The 20,447-nt window shown below is 59.1% G+C and carries 20 protein-coding genes and 2 pseudogenes; 6 read left to right on the top strand and 16 right to left on the bottom strand.

Translation table 11 applies throughout. The features are described from left to right. Nucleotides 1-43: 43 nt before the first annotated feature. The 6 genes from CFE35_RS12785 to CFE35_RS12760 form a co-directional block, all read right to left on the bottom strand. Nucleotides 44-472, bottom strand: coding sequence for a nuclear transport factor 2 family protein (locus CFE35_RS12785; RefSeq protein WP_292930999.1), 429 nt, complete (start codon nt 470-472; stop codon nt 44-46). Between the two features lie 25 nt (nt 473-497). Then, a complete protein-coding gene (locus tag CFE35_RS12780) occupies nt 498-1,256 on the bottom strand; it encodes an SDR family oxidoreductase (RefSeq protein ID WP_292930998.1) in 759 nt (252 codons plus the stop codon). 176 nt (nt 1,257-1,432) lie between these two features. Next, entirely contained in the window at nt 1,433-2,089 is a 657-nt protein-coding gene (locus CFE35_RS12775) for a TetR/AcrR family transcriptional regulator (RefSeq protein WP_292930997.1), read from the bottom strand. Nucleotides 2,090-2,108: 19 nt separating this feature from the next. Continuing rightward, nucleotides 2,109-3,242 (bottom strand): helix-turn-helix transcriptional regulator, encoded by a 1,134-nt coding sequence (locus CFE35_RS12770; protein WP_292930996.1) that lies wholly within the window; start codon nt 3,240-3,242, stop codon nt 2,109-2,111. Nucleotides 3,243-3,507: 265 nt separating this feature from the next. Beyond that, nucleotides 3,508-5,451, bottom strand: a complete 1,944-nt coding sequence (locus CFE35_RS12765; RefSeq protein WP_292930995.1) for a PQQ-dependent dehydrogenase, methanol/ethanol family — start codon at nt 5,449-5,451, stop codon at nt 3,508-3,510. A 129-nt stretch (nt 5,452-5,580) separates the two neighbouring features. Then, entirely contained in the window at nt 5,581-6,366 is a 786-nt protein-coding gene (locus CFE35_RS12760; protein WP_292930994.1) for an SDR family oxidoreductase, read from the bottom strand. Between the two features lie 177 nt (nt 6,367-6,543). Here CFE35_RS12760 and CFE35_RS12755 point away from each other — a divergent pair, with 177 nt between their 5' ends. Next, complete coding sequence (locus tag CFE35_RS12755) at nt 6,544-6,966, top strand: nuclear transport factor 2 family protein (protein WP_292930993.1); 423 nt, start codon at nt 6,544-6,546, stop codon at nt 6,964-6,966. 17 nt (nt 6,967-6,983) lie between these two features. On the opposite strand, the pseudogene CFE35_RS12750 reads toward CFE35_RS12755, so the two are convergent. The 3 genes and pseudogenes from CFE35_RS12750 to CFE35_RS12745 all read right to left on the bottom strand — a co-directional run. After that, nucleotides 6,984-7,745 (bottom strand): annotated as a pseudogene (locus CFE35_RS12750) (SDR family oxidoreductase); the annotation flags it as partial. Further along, a pseudogene (locus CFE35_RS22525) lies at nt 7,726-7,800 on the bottom strand (hypothetical protein); the annotation flags it as partial. The pseudogenes CFE35_RS22525 and CFE35_RS12750, both read right to left, overlap by 20 nt. A gap of 49 nt (nt 7,801-7,849) precedes the next feature. Continuing rightward, nucleotides 7,850-8,665 (bottom strand): SDR family oxidoreductase, encoded by an 816-nt coding sequence (locus CFE35_RS12745; protein ID WP_292930992.1) that lies wholly within the window; start codon nt 8,663-8,665, stop codon nt 7,850-7,852. 411 nt (nt 8,666-9,076) lie between these two features. Between CFE35_RS12745 and CFE35_RS12740 the strand changes: the two genes are divergently transcribed. Then, nucleotides 9,077-10,306, top strand: coding sequence for a cytochrome P450 (locus tag CFE35_RS12740; protein WP_292930991.1), 1,230 nt, complete (start codon nt 9,077-9,079; stop codon nt 10,304-10,306). Nucleotides 10,307-10,355: 49 nt separating this feature from the next. Here the strand turns inward: CFE35_RS12740 and CFE35_RS12735 are convergent, their stop codons facing one another. Continuing rightward, the gene (locus CFE35_RS12735) at nt 10,356-11,231 is read right to left on the bottom strand and encodes a VOC family protein (protein ID WP_292930990.1); all 876 of its coding nucleotides are present in this window, start codon (nt 11,229-11,231) and stop codon (nt 10,356-10,358) included. A 232-nt stretch (nt 11,232-11,463) separates the two neighbouring features. On the opposite strand from CFE35_RS12735, the gene CFE35_RS12730 reads away from it, so the two are divergent. Both CFE35_RS12730 and CFE35_RS12725 read left to right on the top strand, forming a co-directional pair. After that, nucleotides 11,464-11,847, top strand: a complete 384-nt coding sequence (locus CFE35_RS12730; protein WP_292930989.1) for a VOC family protein — start codon at nt 11,464-11,466, stop codon at nt 11,845-11,847. Between the two features lie 16 nt (nt 11,848-11,863). Then, a complete protein-coding gene (locus CFE35_RS12725) occupies nt 11,864-12,427 on the top strand; it encodes a nuclear transport factor 2 family protein (RefSeq protein WP_292930988.1) in 564 nt (187 codons plus the stop codon). Nucleotides 12,428-12,443: 16 nt separating this feature from the next. Here CFE35_RS12725 and CFE35_RS12720 read toward each other — a convergent pair whose 3' ends face one another. Genes CFE35_RS12720 through CFE35_RS12705 form a run of 4 tightly spaced genes read right to left on the bottom strand, consistent with a single transcriptional unit; the run spans nt 12,444 to nt 15,762 of the window. Next, nucleotides 12,444-12,758: a 2Fe-2S iron-sulfur cluster-binding protein gene (locus CFE35_RS12720; protein WP_292930987.1), complete on the bottom strand. Its 315-nt coding sequence runs from the start codon at nt 12,756-12,758 to the stop codon at nt 12,444-12,446. Between the two features lie 34 nt (nt 12,759-12,792). After that, nucleotides 12,793-13,662 carry a fumarylacetoacetate hydrolase family protein gene (locus CFE35_RS12715; RefSeq protein ID WP_292930986.1) on the bottom strand — a complete coding sequence of 290 codons (870 nt, stop codon included), beginning with the start codon at nt 13,660-13,662 and terminating at the stop codon, nt 12,793-12,795. 36 nt (nt 13,663-13,698) lie between these two features. Then, nucleotides 13,699-14,721, bottom strand: coding sequence for a hypothetical protein (locus CFE35_RS12710; protein ID WP_292930985.1), 1,023 nt, complete (start codon nt 14,719-14,721; stop codon nt 13,699-13,701). Nucleotides 14,722-14,733: 12 nt separating this feature from the next. Beyond that, nucleotides 14,734-15,762, bottom strand: coding sequence for a fumarylacetoacetate hydrolase family protein (locus CFE35_RS12705; RefSeq protein ID WP_292930984.1), 1,029 nt, complete (start codon nt 15,760-15,762; stop codon nt 14,734-14,736). Nucleotides 15,763-15,963: 201 nt separating this feature from the next. Between CFE35_RS12705 and CFE35_RS12700 the strand changes: the two genes are divergently transcribed. Both CFE35_RS12700 and CFE35_RS12695 read left to right on the top strand, forming a co-directional pair. After that, complete coding sequence (locus CFE35_RS12700) at nt 15,964-17,757, top strand: NAD(P)/FAD-dependent oxidoreductase (RefSeq protein WP_292930983.1); 1,794 nt, start codon at nt 15,964-15,966, stop codon at nt 17,755-17,757. A 39-nt stretch (nt 17,758-17,796) separates the two neighbouring features. After that, entirely contained in the window at nt 17,797-19,050 is a 1,254-nt protein-coding gene (locus CFE35_RS12695) for a cytochrome P450 (RefSeq protein WP_292930982.1), read from the top strand. A 27-nt stretch (nt 19,051-19,077) separates the two neighbouring features. Here the strand turns inward: CFE35_RS12695 and CFE35_RS12690 are convergent, their stop codons facing one another. Both CFE35_RS12690 and CFE35_RS12685 read right to left on the bottom strand, forming a co-directional pair. Beyond that, complete coding sequence (locus CFE35_RS12690; RefSeq protein ID WP_292930981.1) at nt 19,078-19,914, bottom strand: NAD(P)-dependent oxidoreductase; 837 nt, start codon at nt 19,912-19,914, stop codon at nt 19,078-19,080. Between the two features lie 107 nt (nt 19,915-20,021). Beyond that, on the bottom strand, nt 20,022-20,444 hold the full coding sequence (locus tag CFE35_RS12685) for a heme-binding protein (protein ID WP_292930980.1): 423 nt from the start codon (nt 20,442-20,444) through the stop codon (nt 20,022-20,024). Nucleotides 20,445-20,447 lie beyond the last annotated feature (3 nt).

Here is a 20,447-nt window from a genome sequence, read left to right as displayed (position 1 = left end):
CAATCACGGTGCGCTGCCAAGCACCCCGCTCCTACCCCAGCGGTCAGACCCCTTTTTCGCTATCGGCACCATTCAGGCGCAACGATGACTGCGACGCGACCCAGGTATCGAGATACGCACGCCCTTGGATGATCAGCCCGTCTTCGATGAAGAACAGCGCATGATAGTGATTGAGAAAAGGGGTCCCATCGGCAAAAACTGCCTGGCCGATGAACTCGAGTGCAACGCGGTTGTCTTCAGCCGTCATACTGGTGACATCGATGTGGTGCCGTTGTATCATGGGTTTGTCGAAGGTGGTGCGGATCAGCGCGATGATCTCGGCTTTGGTGTAAACGCGGGAAACTGGTGATTGCCCGGATATCCTCCAGCTGAATCTCTGGTCGTGGTACAGAGCTGCCAGCGCGTCGACCTCACCTGCATTCCAACAGCGCACCCATTCCCGAACGATCCGCTTCGTGTCGTCGATCGTCATCAGGTGATTGCTCCCCCAACTGCGTTCAGAACATCATGTCGGTCCCGCCGTCGACAGGGAGATTCTGGCCCGTAATGTAGTCCGAGGCGCTGCTTGCAAGGAACAACACGACCTGCCCAATGTCCCGCTCTGCATCACCAATCCAGTTCAGTGGCGGCAAGAACGGATCCAGCGCATGCGGGTCATCCCGAAGGGATTGCGCCATGGTCGGGGTCATCATGAAGGGAAGAATGCCATTGACGTTGATCCGGTATTTTGACCATTCCCGCGCAGCCAACTTGGTAAGCGAATGGACGGCAGCCTTGCTCATCCCGTAGGCACCAAGCCCCGGAGCAGGATTGCGTCCGCTGCCCGACCCGAAATTGATGATCTTGCCGCCCTTCCCCTTCATATAGGGCAGCACAGCACGCATCGCACCCAGCGTGCCATTGGGCCCAACTTCCATCAGCTCGGTCAGTTCGGCATGGCTGCAATCCTCGATCCCTTTCCAGACCGGATTGGTTCGCGCTGTGGCCGTATTGATGAGGATGTCGATGCCGCCAAACGCCGTCGCAACCCGATCAGCCGAGGCTTGGAGTTGGTCCCAATCCCTGAGATCGCATGCGATACCGAGCGTTGCCGCAGTTTTTGAAGCCATATCGGCATGGAATCCGGCAAGAGACGCTTCGCTGATGTCGAAGGCAGCCACCTTTGCGCCGGCTTCGGCAAATAGGCGGGCGAGCGCTCTGCCGCCGTGGCCACCGCCCCCAGTGATGATTACCGATTTGCCGTCGAATTCACTCATCGCCTCGCCTCCCATGGTAGCCCTTGCACAGGTCTTGCCTGACTTGGATTGGGACTGTCCTGGCCGCAGAGCGACATGCATTCAGACGATGCCGCACCTTCTCGCTTGGAAACGGCATAATGCCCTCAGAATAACTGGAGCCACGAGCTGAAGCGAAGAAGACGGCAGGTCGCAGTTCAGGAAATGAGTGTTCCCAGAATCGCTTCGCGCATGATTGCGCTCAAGTTGTCGGCTGCCGGGATGCCATGGCGCTGGGCCGCCAGCATCGAGGCCACACCGATACAGGCAGCTGTGAACATCTGGGCTGCGAGCAGTGGCTCATAGCGCAAGGCGCGGATCGCATGGATTGCTTCCAGGTCCTCAATCAAATCCCTGTGCGCCTCAACGATCGGTGTCGGAAGATCACGTGCATAGTTCTCAAGAGATACAATCGCAAAAAGCTCAGGTTCTGCAAGCGAAAACGCAATGTAGCTGTCCCAACCATCCCTCACACGCTGGTAGGGATCATGGACATTTCTTCGGTTTTTCCAGAACGTGTAGTACTTGACGAAAGCGTACTCGATAACCTCCTTCTGCAACCCGGCGAGGTCGCCGAAGTGATGATATAGGGTTGGGGCCTTGACCCCTACAGCGTCGCAGATCGTGCGAGTGGAAACCCGCGACAGGCCGTTCTCGCGGACAAGTTCTATTGTCACATCGATAAAGCGCATGCGCATGTCATCGGCCTTGCGCCTGCGGCCGAGAATAGGACGCGACATATCAACCGAAGCCACCTCAACCTCCCGGCAAGCGACAAGGCCAAAATCATCACGGCTCTGTAGAATGTCATCCATTTTTCGTATGCCTGCGCTTTCAACTGGTCAATTTGGAAGACCGCTGTGCCAGCGGAACAACACTATTGGCCAGAAGGCTGACCAACTCAGCCTGACGGGTGACATCGGCCTTCACAAAAATCGACCGCAAATGTGCGCGAGCGGTGTTGTGCCTTATCCGCATCTGCCCTTCAATCTCTTCAAGGCAACGACCAGACGCCAGACCAATGGCCAGACTTGCCTCGGCCGCTGTAAATGAAAACAATTTCTGTACGAGTGAGGGCTCAATGGCAAATTTGGTCCCGCTGTCGCGCAGAAACAGGAGTGCGCAGTTTTCTTCACGGTTGGAGGTTGGACACATTGATCTGGCACTGTTCAAAACCAGTCCGACCGGCCTCCCGCCATCCTCACGCTCAAGCGACATCGCAAACGCCTGCCCCTCACCGGCTTCTCCACTCAGGATCTTGCGGATGTTCTCCTGAAGCTCCCTGTTGCTTGCACGGTTCACCGCAACCAGCCGATCGTATCGTTGAAGACGAATACAATCCATTTTTGCCAGCATGTGTTCAGCACTATTATTGAGCGGCAACACTGCACCAAACGGATCGATCAGGATTCCGGCTATGCCCAGACGATCGAGCGCCTGGGATTGAAACTCGCTGGTTTGTTTGGAGCGCACCATCTCACGGCGCAGACGAACTGCCTCGCGAAAATGACCGCCAATCTGCTTGATGGCTTCGACCTCCGCCCGACCGAATGAGGGATCATCCGTTCCGCGGCTAACGTTCAGAATGTAGTCGCAGTCCTCCAGATTCTCGAAACAGTAGGTCAAACTCACCGCCACGTCATACTCGAGCAGTTCTTTTGTCACTGGGTCATCGGGAAACTCTTCGGCGTAATTGTGGATCTCAGGCACGCCCAATGTCGGGGCAGGCGTAAACTGAACGCCGCGTTGTGTGCGCTCCCAGTCTTCCAGAATCTCACGTCGCACTTTGCGACCGGTGGCGAAGCGGAATTCGAATGGCCTTGCACCGCGCACTGCCACACGAAGACAGACCGTGCTGGCATTGAAATATTCGACAATCGCGGAAAGCGCCGGGTCCCATGAAGCGGAGACTGTAGCGCCGCGGTAGATGAGCGTCAGGATGTTATCGATGCTTATGGTCGCACCCATGTTGTCTCTCCCGATGCGTCAGCGGATTATTCCTGCCGACCTTATGTAGCGATACTACGCGCAACCGGTAGAATGGCAAGGTCGTCGCATCAGGAATAAGTGCTTTCGATATTATACACTATTTTTCATTGCCTTAAGCGCAAAATACGTCACGATTCTCTGGGGCGATCTGGCACCGCTTGGCAGAGCCAACGTTCCGATTCGCGCAACCACCGTGCGAGAATCAGAGCTTTAATGTAGCATTGTAACACACCCGGTCCGGACGCTAAGGTGTAGCGGCTCTGCGAACATAGCGGCGCAGGCTTTCGAGATCGGATTCTGACAATTCGTCGAACCGCGGCATGCCGCGTTCAACCAGCATCCCATCATGGACGATCGCCGCAAATGCAGTTTCGTCGGCCACAACCGCTGAATTCCGCAAATCGGGGGCTGACCCACCCGCGCGAGCACCCATGCCGTGGCAAAGAACACAATGCGTGGCGTAGACCAGTTCTCCGTGCGCGTCGCGCGGCGCCCCTGCATCGAGCGTTGGCTCGGTGGCAAGCCGCCGGGTTGCGGGCAAGTGCGCCCGGCCATCAAGGCGGAACGTGAGCAAGCGCCGCGGTTGATCACGGTACGTCCAGCCAAAATCCGCAGCCCCTGGTGACATGGCTCCTCCACCGCCGCCGTATCCTGCAATCACAGACACATACTGCACACCGCCGCGCGCAAACGCGACGGGCGGCGCCATTACGCCTGTACCTGCGTCAAAGCGCCACAAGACTTTGCCCGAGGCAGCATCGTAGGCCACAAACCAGCCATCGATCCTGCCCTGAAACACCAATCCGCCGGCGGTCGAGAGCACGCCGCTGTTGGTATACCCGGGCAGTCGGACTGACCAAGCTTGCGCTTGCCTTACCGGATCCCATGCCAGCAGGCTGGCGCCTTGGCTTCTGGCGTCCATTATCGGCTGGAACAGGACGCCGGGGTTCAAAACGCTCGGCGTCGCTCTCCAGTGGGCCTTGTCGATCATGGTATCGTCATAGATGCCACCAGAGTCCATAACAGGGATATAGAGCAGACCCGTCGCTGGACTGTAAGATTGCGGGAACCAGTTGTGTGCCCCTGCCGCTGAAGGCCAGACCTCAGCCCGCCCGTCCGGATACCGCGCTTGCGGATCTTCAACTGGCCGTCCGCTCGCGGTATCAATGCGGGACGCCCACGTCACGTGCGGCACGATTTTTTCCGCCGAGATAAGCTTTCCGGAAATGCGATCAATGACATACAGGAAACCGTTCTTCGGCGCCTGCAAGATAACCTGGCGCACCTTTCCTTTGATTTCCAGATCGGCAAGCGTGATATCCATCGCCGCGTTGTAATCCCAGCTTTCGCCGGGATTGACCTGATAGTGCCAAAGATAGGTGCCAGTGCGAGCATCGAGCGCGACAATCGAACACAGAAAGAGGTTGTCTCCGCCACCTGGGCTGCGGATTTTCTGGTTCCATGGCTGACCATTGCCTGTGCCAATGTAAATGCGGTTGAGCGCCGGATCATACGTGATGGCATTCCACGCGGTGCCGCCACCGCCGTATTTCCACCACTCGCCGGTCCAGGTCTTTGCTGCCATGGCCATGGCGCTGTTTTCAAAGCCTTGGGCCGGGTCTCCGGGAACGGTGTAAAAACGCCAGACCTGCTTTCCTGTTGCCGCGTCGTAGGCCGTCACATAGCCCCGGATCGGTGCCACGTCAGCGCCGCCATGACCTATGATGACTTTCCCGTCAAAAACTCTGGGCGCGCCGGTGATATAGCGGCCATCATTCTCCTCGGTCGTTTCGACGCTCCAGCGGAGCTTGCCGGTTCGGGCGTCGATGCCGATCAAACGGCCGTCCTGCGTGCCGGTGATGACTATTCCATTCCACCAGGTGAGGCCGCGAATACCCCAGCCGAAGCGCAACTTGGCACCGGCAACTTTGCCGACCCCCGGATCATAGCTCCACAGCTCCCGCCCAGTGCCGGCATCGAAGGCATGAACGACACTGAGCCCATAGGAGATATAGATCCGCCCGCCTACTTCGATCGGGGCGGTTACCGGATTGTTGACGGCTGGCAGGTCTGCTGCCCAGGCTAACGACAACCGGCTGATATTGGCGGTGTTGATCTGCGTAAGCGGGCTGAAACGTTGCTCGCCGGGCAGACCACCATATTCTGGCCAATCTGCTGCGACGGGCACAGCAGGTACTTGTCCCCACGCGATAGGGGGTAGCGCAGGCAGAACAAGCCCTAGAGCCAAACCCAGGGCTGGCCAGAGCCAAGTCAAATGCGTGCGAACCAAAATCCTCTCCTTCGAAGTGCGATCAGGTCATCTGGTCTGAGCGCGCATGGCTGGCACGATGGGTGCCATCGCGGAGAAACCGCCATCATTGACGATCGTGGCGCCGTTGATGAATCGCGCGGCAGGAGACAACAGGAACGCGATGGTCTCCGCGACATCCTCGGGCCGGCCCAGTTCCGGCGTCTGGTGATACTCCCGAAAGAGCTCGAGCATCGATGCATCGAAGGTCTGCTCAGCAGCTGGTGTCAATACCAGACCCGGCGCGATGCAATTGCTGCGAATCCCCTCCTTGCCATATTGCACTGCAATCGAGCGCGACAGGCCCATCAGCCCGGCCTTTGCAGTACCGTAGCAGGTTCGAGTATCCTCGCCGCGCAGGCCTGCGGCTGATGCCACGTGCACGAATGCACCGCCGCCTCGCGCGAGCATCGACGGGATCAGAGCTCGCGCCAAAATCGCAGGTCCGACAAGATTTGTGCCCAGCAGGTGCATCCACAGGGTCGGCGGGACGTCGACCACGGCCTTGTCGTCATCGCTCGTTTGCACCGCACAGTTATCCATGCCGCCAAGCTTGCGGACCAGTTCTGCCACGACAGCTTCGACCGCTTCGTGGTCTCCCATGTCGAGCACACAGGTTTCGCACGACAAGCCTTCGCTGCGCAGTCCAGCCACAAGCGCATCGGCGCCATGGCGATCCACGTCGGCCGCAACAACGTGGGCACCTGACCGCGCGAGCGTGACCACGGTCGCTGCGCCGATCCCGGAGGCACCGCCAGTAACGATGGCCAATTTGCCCTTGTTGCTCTTGTGCATCGAGTCGATCCGTCACCCCATCGCAGAGGCGTGTGTTCTCACGCAGGTGGCACTGGCGTGTCGTCTGATCGGACGTCGTCACGCTGCGAGATTCCGTAAGATTTCAAAGCACGCCAACGATTGGCTATGTCCCAAACGCAGGGGGCATCTCGGGGCTGACCGCAAGGATATTCCGCTATGACAGACACGCCGGAGCAGGTTGCACTAGAGTACTTCCGCCGCTGGAATGCAGGCGATTTCGAAGGTCTGTGCGAGCTGTTCGCCGAAGATATGGTCTGGTGCATCAAGGGACGGTTTCCGCAGGCGGGCGAGTATCCTCGCGAGATGATCGCGGGAATGCTCAAGCTTATCCCGCGCTTCGACGTGGTCGAGCCGTTCCTGCTCCACGTGACCAATATGGTTGCCGACAATCGCTGTGCAGCCGTCGAGTTCACCTCGACACTCAAATTCCGCGACGGCAGGGAATACCTCAACGACTATCATTTTCTGCTGTTCGTCGAGAACGGCAAGATCACGCGTGGTCACGAGTACCTGTGCACTTACACAGCAACGTTCAATGGAATCGGCGAAGACTTCGCGAGGGTTGCCGTTGGAGCCTGACGTTGCCGGTCATAGCCTCAGATAACCCCGCCCGTCCGCCGGAGCGACGCGACGACCGGCAGCGCAGCGGTAAAACCGCCATCCGCCATCAGCACCGCGCCGTTTACGAATCTTGCCTCATCCGAAGCCAGGAATGCGATAACCGCAGCAATATCCTCCGGTGTGCCCAGTTCCGGGGTCATGTGATGATCGCGAAACACCTCGAGCGGGCCAGCAGGGAAATGCGCAATAGCGGCCGGAGACAGGACAAGTCCTGGGGCGACAACATTGCTGCGCACGCCCCGCTGCCCATACTGCACGGCGATTGAGCGCGAAAGCGATACCAAGGCCGCTTTGGTCGCCGCATATCCGGCCCGGATGTCTTCGGACTGAAACGCCGTTGCCGATGCCACGTGCACAATGGCGCCTCCACCGCGTTCGATCATCAGCGGGATGGCCCCTCTCGAAAGCAGCATCGGAGCCGTCAGATTGACGGCTAGTTGCCGGTTCCAGACAGCGAGATCGATATCTGCGACAGCATGATCTGACATGCTGAGGTTCAGCGCCGCCGCGTTGTTGACCAGAATATCGATGCCGCCGCACTTTGAGACAATCTCCGCGAGCGCCGCCTCAACCTCGGCAGGCTCACCGAGATCAGCGCAAATGGCGCAGTGCTTATCGCCCAGTGAAAGCGCCAGTTCGTTGGCGCCTTCGCGATGGACGTCCACGATGACGACACGTGCGCCGCTAACGGCGAGGCGGCGGCACGTTGCTGCCCCGATCCCCGAAGCTCCACCGGTGACAACAGCAACGGGTTGTCCATTCATCTTGCTCTCCTCCCTCGGTGGCATTCACGCCTTGGTGCGAAACTCGCTAATGGTTCCGCCAAGATTGCCTGTTCGTCTCACCCCGCCGGGTTTTGAGTCTCGAAGCAGGTCCATTTGAGTGCGCTGGTCATGCCGCCGTCGATCAGAAAATCGGTTCCTGTTACAAAGCTGGCTTCCGGTCCGACCAACCATGCCACGGCGGCCGCAATATCATCGGGCAGGCCGATGCGAGCGGCTGGGGCATTGGCGATGGCCTCGGAGATCTGGGATCCGGCATCACGCTCAAACGCACTCATCGGCGTTGCCATGATCCCCGGGCTGACCGAGACGATACGGGCCCCGCGTTTGCCCCAGACCGGCGCGGCCGCCTCGATGCGGACCTGGTTGGCGCGCTTGGACAACCAGTAGGCACCGAGCCCGTTGTCCCAACCTTCGACCTCGCTGACGGCCGCCATGAGCGTTTCAGGCGGGTCGAGCGCCAATTTGCGTTCGGTGGAAGCCGGGACCGGAGCAAGATATCCGGCATTGCTCGCAATAACGACAGCAACGGTCCCCTTCTCGGCCAGCGGCAGAAAGGCATCCAGAACGCTGATTGTGCCTATCATATTGACGGCAAAGATCTTCTCAGGCGTACCCATGTGCGGCGAAAGCCCTGCCGCCAGAACCAGACTCAGCAAGCGTCCGGCCCCTGCCGCCTTGGCCGCGAACGCTTCAACCGATGCGACATCGGTGACGTCGACTTGCTGGGCCACAACTTTGTGGCCCTCTGCTGCAAGCGTCTCGGCGATGCTTCTGAGGGTCTCTGGATTGAGATCGCCCAGAACGAGCGTTCGTCCCGCGCCCAGACGCCGCGCGCAGGCAATGCCAAGCCCCCGCAAGCCAATGATGGCCACAACCTCGTTCATCGCGCTCCCTCGCTGCCGTTCACAGAAAACAGACTAGTTGGCGATAGGCCAGCGGCGTACGTGCAAAGAGACTAGAGCGAAATCCGTTCCGATTGCATCGAACGGATCGCTCTAGATTATTGTTTTACCGCGTTTTCCGAGTCACAAGATGATTCCATCTGGTTCGAAAACGCTCTAGGCGGGAGCGCGGCCGTCAGCAGCGAGCCTCCAGCAACGGCGGTTGTCTTGGGCCCCTAGTCCATTCAGCAGATGCCGGGCGCGATGCGATCCTCAATCTGGCCGACAACCGAGACATGAACAGCGGAATGGCGTGACGTGCCGATGTGCCTTGCCTGTTCCAATCCCGCAAAAGGTTTCAGCCTGGAACCTGGACCGGCGTTCCTCTAAAGGAGATCGATTGTGCTGAAGGAATTCTATTCCGAGAATAATATCGACAAAGAAATTGAAGACTTCCTGACCGAATTTGACCAACATTCCGATTTCTTCCGGAAGAACTTTCTCAACATCGTTCAGACGATCGCCACCAAAGCGCCGATCCTGCATTCCAGCCACCACGGCGGTTTCACGGTCGTATCCGGTTATGAACCGATGCGCGAAGTCGCGACCAACACTGAGACGTATATCAACGAGTCGCGTAGCCGTGTCATACCCTCAACGCCGCTGCCGCCGCTGATTCCAACCGACCTTAATGGTCAGGATCATGCGTTCTGGCGTACAGCGCTCAACCCTCTTTTCTCGCCAGCCCGCATGAAGGAGCGGAAGGAGGCGATGCTTTCACTGGCACGTGCCTTGCTCGAAGACGCCGCCAAGAAAGACCGCTTCGACATCATCGAGGACTACGCCAAGCCGCTTACCGGCATCACGTCGCTGACCTTTTTCGGTATCGATGCGACGAACTGGCGCGAATTCGATGAGCCCATAACCAACTCGACGTTCTTCATCGGATCGCCCGAGCAGCGAGCCAAGGATTTCATGCAATATCAGGAACGTGTGCGCGAAGCTGTCAAGATCGGTCTGCGCGATCCGCAACCTGGTACGGTTCTGGCAGCCATGAAGGCCCATGAAAGCGCCGGTCGCAAGCCCACGCCCGAAGAATGCTTCCACCTGCTCAACAATCTGATCATAGGCGGGCTTGGTACAACGCAAGCCGTCACCGGGACCGCTGCTGTCTATCTCGCCCGAAATCCTGATCGCCGCCGCGAATTGATCGAGCATCCCGAACGGATGGCAGGCGCCGTCAACGAGTTTCTACGCCTGTTCTCATCGGCACCGCTCACGGGCCGGTCAGTTGTCAAGGATACAACGCTGCGGGGCCACGCGATCAGCGCCAATGAACCGGTGGCACTGTTCTGGGCCGCAGGAAACTATGACCCTGCCTTCATCGATCGGCCACTTGAGGTCGATTTTCAGCGCAATATGCGCAGCACCACTTTCGCGCTTGGCTCACACATGTGTCTTGGTCAGCATCTCGCGCGAGCCGAACTTGCCGTGCTGCTGGAAACCTTGATCAAAACGGCGCCGGACTATCAGGTCATCGACGAAGATATCCTAACGCCGCCCGATCTCGCCAGTGCCCTCGCCTACGTCACGGTTCCGGCACGCCTGAACACGGCGGCTGCGGCTGATTAGGCAAGAAAGGTGGGCGGCCCGATGAAACCGGGCCGCCCGAACTGCAGGGTCAGGCGTTCTCCATGCCTTGGAGATGCCCCCAGATGCTGCCGGTGAAGGTTTCAAACTCGGTGGGCTCGTCGTCCGCCAGAATGCGCGCGCCGTAGGCCAGTTCCACGGTAATGTTCGACGGCGCACGCACATAGAACGACGTGACCCAGTCGCTGCCATGCTTCCCGATCGTTGCGATCTTTTCCATCGGCAAGCTTTCGGCGCGGTCCATGGCACGGCCCAGATCATCCATCGAGTTGTATTCGATCTGCATGTGCTGCAGCTTCTTGGGGCGGTGCGACACCGACAGCGCCACTGAGTGATGGCGCGGATTGCACCGCAGGAACACCGCCTCATGCGGTCCGATGAACATGTGCGCGGTCACCTTGTGACCCATGATCTCCTTGAAGAAGCGCGTGCTGCGTTCAAGGTCTTCGATCGATAGCACGACATGGCCGAAGCCCAGCTTTTGCGTGCAGAAGCCGTCGACCGCCACAGTCGAGGCGAACGGGGTCCGGTCGCTGACTTCCATGCCCCAGGCGACTTCATGGACAATGCCGTCGTCGTCACTGAAGCGGATCACACGCATGGCCTTGCGACGGGCACGGATTTCAGGGCCGCGCAAATCTTCGAAAGGCCGGCTATCGGACTTGAGCCTCTCACAAAGTGCATCGAGCTCGCTTTCGGCAACAACGGACCAACCGAGAGCGTGGACGTCTTCGTTGTCGCTCTTGACGATCTGAACACGGGACAACCACCGGTCACAACGCAAGTGCAAGGCATCATCGTTCCGCTCGGACACCACCATCCCGATACCGGCGGTGGCGAAGTGCGCCCAGGCATCAAGATCCTTTGCCCCGAGAACAATGTAGTGAAGCTGACTGATTGCAACCATTGGCCGTGTCTCCCATTTGCGGGGCGCGGGTTCCAAACCGGCGGAGCCATGCGCTTTCCCGAGCGATTACTTGAGGACGTCAAGTCCAGCATACTGCCTTTGGACTAGCCGGATGCATGCCGCCGCCACCCCGTCCTTTCAGACGATGGGCGCAGCGCCAAGCACCGGTAGCCCATTGGCGGAAGGGGTGCTGCAAAGGTGCCCCCTGATGAACCTGCTAGGAGCACTGGCAATGCTGACCCACGTCATGGTTGGCGTCGATGACCTCGACGCTGCAAAGATCTTCTACGATGCGATCCTCGCCGTGCTCGGTCACGGCCCAGGCATTCTGGATGGAACGGGCCGTGCCTTCTATCCATCGTCGACCGTTGCAATAGGCATAGGCAAGCCGGCGAACGGCGAACCGGCATCGGTTGGCAATGGCGGCACGATCGGCTTTGCCGCTTCATCTGCAGAGCAAGTCGACGCATGGCATGCTGCGGGCGTGGCGGCCGGTGGCACCACGTGCGAAAATCCTCCGGGGATTCGTGATCTGGGTCCTGCCGGAAAGATCTATGCAGCGTATTTGCGTGATCCAGCGGGCAATAAACTCGCTGCGAGCTTCCGCGTCGGCTGAAGGGAAGCGCGCGCCCGTGTCAGCACCGATGGAGAATGAGGGCGCCACGCTGACAGGCGGCCTGGCTGCAAAGCAGGCCATTAGTGAGCAGATCTATCGATACTGTCGTGGGCTCGATCGTATGGATCTCGAACTTGCGCTATCGGTCTGGCACGACGATGGCACAGTTGATTTCGGCGCGGTGGCCAGTCCCGATACGGGCCTCGCCACCGCAGCAATCCCTGTTAGAGACCACTTCGCGCGGGCATGGCCCTACCGCGAACAGTTTTTCGCCCACTCGCACCAAGCGACCAATATCCTGATCGATCTGCACGGTGACACTGCCGTTTCCGAAACCGCATCGATCTCCATCCTCCAGCGCAAGCTCGAGAATGGCGATATCGCTCAGGATTTATACTGGGGGCGCTGGCTGGACCGTTGGTCCTTCCGCTCAGGTCGCTGGGCGCTCGATCATCGCCAGGCTGTGCTTGATTGCCATATGCCTGCCCAATTTGCTCCCGGGCCGCTCAACAATCCACAGACCAGCCTGTCCCGCCGGGACAGGACTGATCCATCTTACACCATGTCTGCTTTCGCTTGAACTTCGCGCAGGTGCGTCATTCGGCAGGAATCGAAAGCGTAAGGCCATCAAGATCCGGTGTGATCTTGATCTGACAGGATAGCCTTGAGGTATCCCTGCGATCATCGGCAAGATCGAGAAGATCATTTTCTTCGTCGGAAATCGGCGTGATCTTTCCAAGCCATTGCGGATCGACATAAACATGGCAGGTTGCGCAAGCGCAAGCGCCCCCGCAGTCTGCCGGAATGCCTGGAACCCCATTGCGGATCGCGGTTTCCATCGCGCTCGTGCCGCTTGCAGCATCGATCTCGTGCCGCGTCCCATTGGGTTCGATAAAGACGATTGTGGTCATAGATACGATCTTTGTGTGCGGTGCCGAACTGTGATCAGATAGACGTTTCGTCGACGACCGGATTGCGCAGCGTGGCAATACCTTCGACGGTGCATTCGACGACATCGCCATGCTTCATATAGAGCGGTGGCTTGCGCGCATGGCCAATACCGCTGGGTGTGCCCGTCAGGATGATGTCACCCACCGCAAGACTCATGACCTGGCTCAGTTTGTGGACCAGTGTGGCCACATTGAAGATCATGTTGTCGGTCGTGTCCGATTGCACCGTTTCGCCATTGAGGCGGGTGGAGAGCGCAAGGCCCTTACCGCCCGCCGGCAACTCATCAGCCGTCACGAAGTCGGGACCGAGCGGGCACGTAGCATCAAAATTCTTGCCGATCGTGAACTGGCTGGTCGCAAACTGATAATCGCGCACCGAGACGTCATTGGCGACGGTGTAACCTGCCACATAATCGAGCGCATCGTCGAGATCGACATAATGGGCCGGCTTGCCAATTACGGCGACAAGCTCGACTTCATAATCATAGGCTTCGGAACTTGCTGAACGCAGGATCGGAGCATCCGGATCGAGCAGCGTTGAGTTGAAACGGGTGAACACGGTCGGAAAGGCTGTCGTTGAAAGGTTCGTTTCCTTTGCGTGCTCGTCGTAGTTCAGGCCGATGCAGATGATTTTGCCCGGCGAAGGAAACGGGTTGAGCAGCTTTACCGAAGCACGGTCCACGGCTGCGCCCGCGCCTGATGCCACAAGGGCTGCGATCTTCTCGCGCAAGGCGGCGCCACCATGGATGATGCCGTCAATGAACGACGGCAGATTGGGGCCGAGGCTGGAAAGAGCTACCGTTTTCCCATCAAATTCAACAGCAAGCCCGGCGCCGTTGCCGGCGTCATAACGAAAGAAGCGCATCGTAGTCTCCTGAAGGGATTGAAATTGTCCGAAGGGTCAGTTCGGGACCCAGCACAGCCCACGGATCTCGCCGAACTCGCGCGCGAGTTTGATCCAGCTGCGACCGCCATCTTCGGACACATAAATGTACCCGTAGTTGCTCGCCGCGACCATTCGCTGAGCGTCGGCCTTGTGCGCGCTGATCAGATAAACGGTCGAATTGGGTTCATGTGACATGGCAGCTGGCTGCCATGTACGCCCGCCATCGGTGCTGTACTGGATCCCGCCTGTCTTGCCGGGAACATAATCGCCCGTGCAGACGAACACCGTGTCGGGATCGTCCTTCTTCTGGCCCATGCCCCGGCAATAGGTCTGCACCCCGACCGCCACCGCATCTGGCTCAGGCGGCCAGGCGATTGGAAGCTCATGGAGCGAATACGTTTGCCCCTGATCGAGACTGGTCCACACCCCGTTGGGCGTGGAGCAAAGCAGCTTTCCATCGGGCATGACCACCATGCCATGGATGTCCTGCGCCTGCGGGGTCGGCCCGGGTGGCGGCAGGTGCACCCAGCTATCGCCACCGTCCGTGCTGCGCATGATGCCCGAAGCCTCGATCGATGCCCAGATGATGGCATGATCCTGCGGGTCAAAAACAATATCGGTGATGTGGGTTGAACCCACCACGCAGCGCGGCTCCACCGGTGCCTTGAGGTCTTCCCAGGTCTCGCCGTTGTCCTTCGAACGGAGCAGAGCGCCGGGTGCCAATCCCATGTAGATCACGGACGGATCATCAGGATGGAACTTGACCGACCAGATGTGGATGTAGCCGTCATCGGCAGGTGACGGGACATGGGTCCAGCTCGCGCCGCGATCGGTGCTGCGGTATAATCCAACATCGGATGCGGCAAGCATATGCGAGTCGTTGGTGGGATCGACATCGATATAGCGAATGCGGATCCATGGCGCCCACGGCGGAACTGGAACGCTGATTCTGCCCATCTTCCAGGTATCGCCGCCATCGCGGCTGTAGAAAACACCGCCGCCGACGGTGCCCACGCAGATGGTGAAGTCGCCGCTCATTGCGCCAATCCCTTACTTTTCGAGCTTTTGCATGAAGCGATTGCGCGGCATTCCCTCGGTCCCGCCCAGCTTCCATTCGCGAATATCAGCACCGAAAGTGGTGTCGGCCTCGAATGGCCAGCGCCGCTTCAGCGGATCATTGATCGTGACACTCATGCGGCCGATGCCTTCGATCTCGATTTCGCAGACTTCACCGTCCTGGATCGGACCAATACCCTGGTGGTTGGTTCCGCATGCCAGAATGTCGCCCGGCTCTAGTGTCACCTTGCTCGAAGCCCACGCGATGATGGCCGCGACCGGGTGCTCCATATCGTCGGTGTTGTAGTTCTGGCGCGCCTGCCCGTTCTCCCAGGAGCGCACCTGCAGCACTTGCGGATCAGGAATTTCGTCGGCGGTTGTGATCCATGGCCCCAGCGGCGCAAAGGTATCAAAACCTTTGGCAACAAGGCTTACCCCGGCGGTTTGCGACCGAAGCGACATGTCAAGAATGCAGGTATAGCCGAATACATAGTCCAGAGCCTGTTCGACAGGAACGTTCCGCGCCGCCTTGCCGATGACGATTGCCAGTTCTGCTTCGTGATGGAAAATCTCGCCATCGTCTGGCGGCAGAACCACTGTGCCGCCCGGGTCCAGAACGGCCGTCGAAGGTTTCAGAAACATGCCGAGCGGCGCTTTTGGCCCCGATACGTTCTCGTGATAGTTACCCTGCCCCATCAGCAACTTGCCTGGCCGAGGCACAGGCGCACGCAGTGTCACCGACGACAACGGCACAACAGGGCCAGTGCAGGCCGCAACCGCGTCACGCAATTCGGAAAAGGCCTCAATGAACGAGAGCATGCGATCACGCGGGCGCTGCGCCATGATGGCTGGCCCTGCAATCTCCGAGAGATCGATGACACCATCGGCAACGACTTTCGCAGGGCGATAATCGTTGATCACGGCAATTTGCATGTCCACCCCCAGCAATGCGGCGGCAAAAGGGTTTTGCTCGCCGATCTGAAAAATCGCGTTCGCTCTCGCCCACGCTGCCCCTGCTGCCATCGTCCATTCGGACTGCAAACTGAGCTAGCCGCCAGCCACGCCAGACTGATTGCGGCGCCCACATCGGCGGCTTTGCAGCGATGCTTGTCCATATGGACGATGTTTGCCTCCACCCCCGGACTTAGCACGCTGGTCTAAACCGGCAGGAAGGCAAACGCCCTCCGGCGCGCCCCACGACAAGTGCACACGGACGAACGAACGATGGACGGACTAGAGAGCCAATTCGATTTTGACCCAGAGGTCCTGCTCAAGCGCTATCGCGAAGAACGCGAAAAGCGCCTTCGCGAGGATGGTACGGCGCAGTTCGTCAAGATGGAGGGCCAGTTCGCCCGCTACCTCGAAGATCCTTATGTCACTCGCACCGAACGTGCATCGATCGAGGAGGAGCTCGACGTTGTGATACTTGGCGGCGGGTTCGGGGGATTGCTCGCTGGCGCACGACTGGCCGAGGCTGGCGTGCACGATGTGCGTATCATCGAGAAGGGCGGCGATTTCGGCGGCACCTGGTACTGGAACCGCTACCCGGGTGCGGCCTGCGACGTAGAGTCCTACGTCTATCTCCCACTGCTTGAGGAAACGGGCTATATGCCCACCGAAAAGTATGCGCGTGCTCCGGAAATTTTCGAACATGCCAAACGCATCGGGCGTCACTTCAGTCTCTATGACAAGGCGCTGTTCCAGACGCTGATCACCGAAGCACGATGGCACGAGGACCGTGCGCGCTGGCTGATCAGCACCGACCGCGGTGACCGGCTGTGGGCGCGCAATTTTGTCATGGCCTCAGGTCCGCTGCAAACGCCCAAGCTGCCCGGCATTCCTGGGATCGAGACGTTCAAAGGCCACAGCTTTCACACCAGCCGCTGGGACTATGCATACACAGGCGGCAATTCCTTGGGAGGGCTGGACAAGCTCAAGGACAAGAACATTGCCGTCATCGGCACCGGCGCGACGGCTGTGCAGTGCGTGCCGCACCTGGGCAAGGCAGCAAACAAGCTTTTCGTTTTCCAGCGCACGCCATCCTCGATCTATTATCGCAATGACCACCCGACCGATCAGGCGTGGGCTGCGTCGCTCACTCCGGGCTGGCAGAAGCGGCGGATGGACAACTACACTGCGGTTGTCAGCGGCATCCCCTGCCCTGAAGATCTGGTCAACGATGGCTGGACCAAGACCACCCATCGCATCATGAGCCAGGCGACGGCTGACACTCCGCCCGAGAAGCTCGGCTGGATGATGTGGATGGCCGATTTCGCTTACATGGAAGAGGTCCGGCATCGCATCGACAGCGTTGTAACAAACAAGGTCACCGCCGAGGCGCTGAAGCCGTGGTACAGCCGTTTGTGCAAGCGTCCGTGCTTCCACGATGATTATCTTGCCACATTCAATCTGCCCAATGTCCACCTCGTCGATACCGCTGGCCTTGGAGTGGGCCGTATCACCGAAGATTCCATCGTTGTTGGTGACGAGACCTACCCGATCGACTGCATCGTCTACGCAACCGGCTTTGAGCTTGCCGCCTTCAACAACGATGCCGTCATGCCTGTCATCGGTCGCGGCGGCGTGACTTTGGGCCAGAAGTGGAAGGATGGCGCGACCACCTTGCATGGTATCCACGTCCATAAGTTTCCGAACTACTTCATCCTTTCCACAACGCAAACGGCCTGGGGTCCGAATTTTCCCCACATGATGAACGAACAGGCAATCCAGATTGCCTATGTCGTTGCGGAGGCCAAGCAGCGCCGGTTGAAGAGCGTCGAGGTTACACAGGAAGCCGAATCCAAATGGGTCGAGTTTCATGAGCAGAGTGCCGGGCCAGTCATCAAGATGTGGGCAGAATGCACGCCCAGTTTCTGGAACGACGAAGGCAAACCTTCGGCTAAGCTGGTGCGTAACGGTCAATTCGGCGGCGGCGTGTTCGGCCTCACGTCGGTCTTCGAGCAGTGGCGGCAAGATGGCCGACTGGCTGATCTCATCTGCGAAAGCGAAGAAGCCTGAACATGATCGGCGCCCCGGGTCCGCACAAGGAGAGGCAGTTTGAGCACATCTGAAACCAGCACGGGTTGCCCGGTGCACCATGCCGCCATGCCGACTGAGCAAAACACCGTCGAAGCCATTGGCAGCTTGCTGGCCAATTTCGATGCGCATTCACCAGTCTTCGTTGAAAACCGCGAGGACGTTATTGCGGCGATCCACGCGAGTGGCTGTCCCGTGCTGCACTCTGATCTCTACGGCGGGTTTACTCTGTTCGGCCGTTATCAGACGGTTGTAGATGTCCATCAGCACGAGGAAGCCTATTCAACCCGCTACAAGAGCCTGCCCACGACACCCGGGATGCCAAACCTCATCCCGAGCGCCCGTAGCGGCGACGAGCATCAGGAGTATCGCCGTCTGCTCAACCCGCATTTCTCCGCAAAGGCCATCAAGGCCCATGCCGGCCGGATGCGCGAAGTCGTCGATCAACTGATCGACGAAGGTATCGAGCGCGGAACGTTCGATATGGTGATGGACGTAGGCCAGCCTCTGGTTGGCATCATGACCATGGAAATGGCTGGTCTCACGGTCGATGCTTGGCGTGAATATGTCGAGCCGATCCATATGGCCACTTTCCGCACGGGAACGCCCGAGGAAATCGGCAAGGGTTGGGCTAATCTGACCGCATGGATCCGAAAGGACATTGCCGGATTGCGCGACACTCCCAAGGGAATCCTGGGGGACTTGATTGTAAACGCTCGCTACAATGAGCGCCCGCTGACCGATGAAGAGCTTGAGCTCATCACCATTAACTTGCTGATCGGCGGCCTCGGCACAAGTCAGGGCTTCATTGGAACGATGGCCGTTTATCTGGCGAGCCATCCGGACGAGCGGCGCCTGCTGATCGAAGAGCCTGCCCTTCGCCGTGTGGCGATCGAGGAATTGCTACGTTTCTACTCGCCTCAGACCATGAGCGCGCGAACCGTGCTGCAAGATGTCGAAGTCGAAGGCGTGGCCATGAAACCCGATGATCGGCTACTCATCGCCTATTGCGCAGGCAATCTCGATCCGACCAAATTTGCGGATCCGATGACAATCAATCTTCGGCGCTGGCCAAACAAGCACATGGCTTTCGGCATTGGCCCGCACACTTGCATCGGTCGTCATTTTGCCTTGGCCATGATCTCGGCTTGCCTGGATTCCCTGCTCGAGAAGGCACCGGATTTCCAGATTGTCGAGAGCGGCGTGCAAAGGGTTGAAAACATCTCCTCGATCACCGGCTATCGCAATGTGCCCGTCTCGGTAGACAAGCGCTGAGGCGGGATCGCCCGTCTGCTGAGAGCGTTATTTTGTTCCGGCGAAAACGCGCGCCATCTGGCTGCGAACAGCTTCGATGCCGCTATCCCCCCATGCCACTTCGCGTGCCAGTTCAGCCGCATGTGCCAGGTCCTTGATGGCAAGGATCCGCGCATGTTCGGGTGAGGCCAATGCGGTTCCATCCCGCAGCTGGCGCAAATGGATCGCCATCATCTCGTTCAGATTGCCATTGCCGCGAAGCACCCGCTCCAGAACGTGATCATCGACGCCGCTGGCCGCGAGCAGGCCAAACGCCTCATAGGCTGCCAGCGAACTGGTCCAGCTCACAACATTGTTGCAAATCTTGGCAATGATGCCAGTGCCGACCGGCCCGCAATGCAAGACATCGGATGAGAATGTCGCAGCCAATTCGCGCGCCCTTGCGAACGCTTCATCGCTGCCGCCGATCATGGTGACGAGGGTACCTTCGGCGGCGCGGACACGCCCCCCAGTTACACCCGCATCGACGACGTCAATGCCCGACTTTGCCCCGATGTCTGCCAGTCGCCGGATCGTTTCAAGTCCAACCGTCGAATGAATCAGGACCACACCGCCCGGCGCCATTCCGCTCAGCAAGCCTTCCGGGCCACACAGCACAGTTTCGACATCGGCGTCGTCCCGGACGCAGACGCCGACGGCGTCGCTCTGCTGCCCGACTTCGGCAGGACTGCCGGCGAAGGTCGCGATCGGCCCCATCTCACGGGCGGCAGCGGCATTCACATCGTAGACAACGGCAGACCCGGCCACTTGCGCCATGCGCAGCGCCATCGGGCCGCCGATATTGCCAAGGCCAATGAAGCCGAAACGATTGTTGTGGTCTGCCATGTGATCTCCCCGATACCGGACCAGATGCATGGCTAGCAATCATTCAGGCATCGTCTAAACCAACTAGGCTCGCAAACATCGTCATCGTTGTCGCATTGAATGCGCCGTCAGCTGGCCAAGCCAGCTGCAGCAACACCTGCCACAGCGCATTTCTCGTCGTTGTCGCTGGTATCACCTGTAACCCCGACCGCACCGATAACCTCGCCAGCGGCATCGCGAACCAGAATCCCGCCTGCGGCCGGCACGATCCCTGCAGGATTGAGCCCAGCCGCTGCATTGACGAAAGTCGGCCGTTCAAGGGCCATATCTCCGATTGCACGGGACGAAATCCCCAGTGCCAGCGCGCCCGAGGCTTTGGCTATGGCAATCTGCGGCCTGAGATTCGAGGAACCATCCTCCCGCACAAAGGCAATCATGTGCCCACCCGCGTCAAGCACCGCGACGCTGATGGGCTTGAGCCCAAGCGCGCGCCCTTCCTTGAGCGCGGCGGTGGTAATGGTCTGGGCCTGTTCGAGCGAAATGCGGGTCATGGG

Source organism: Novosphingobium sp. PASSN1, assembly GCF_002278815.1.
This window is presented reverse-complemented; position numbering and strand designations above follow the sequence as displayed.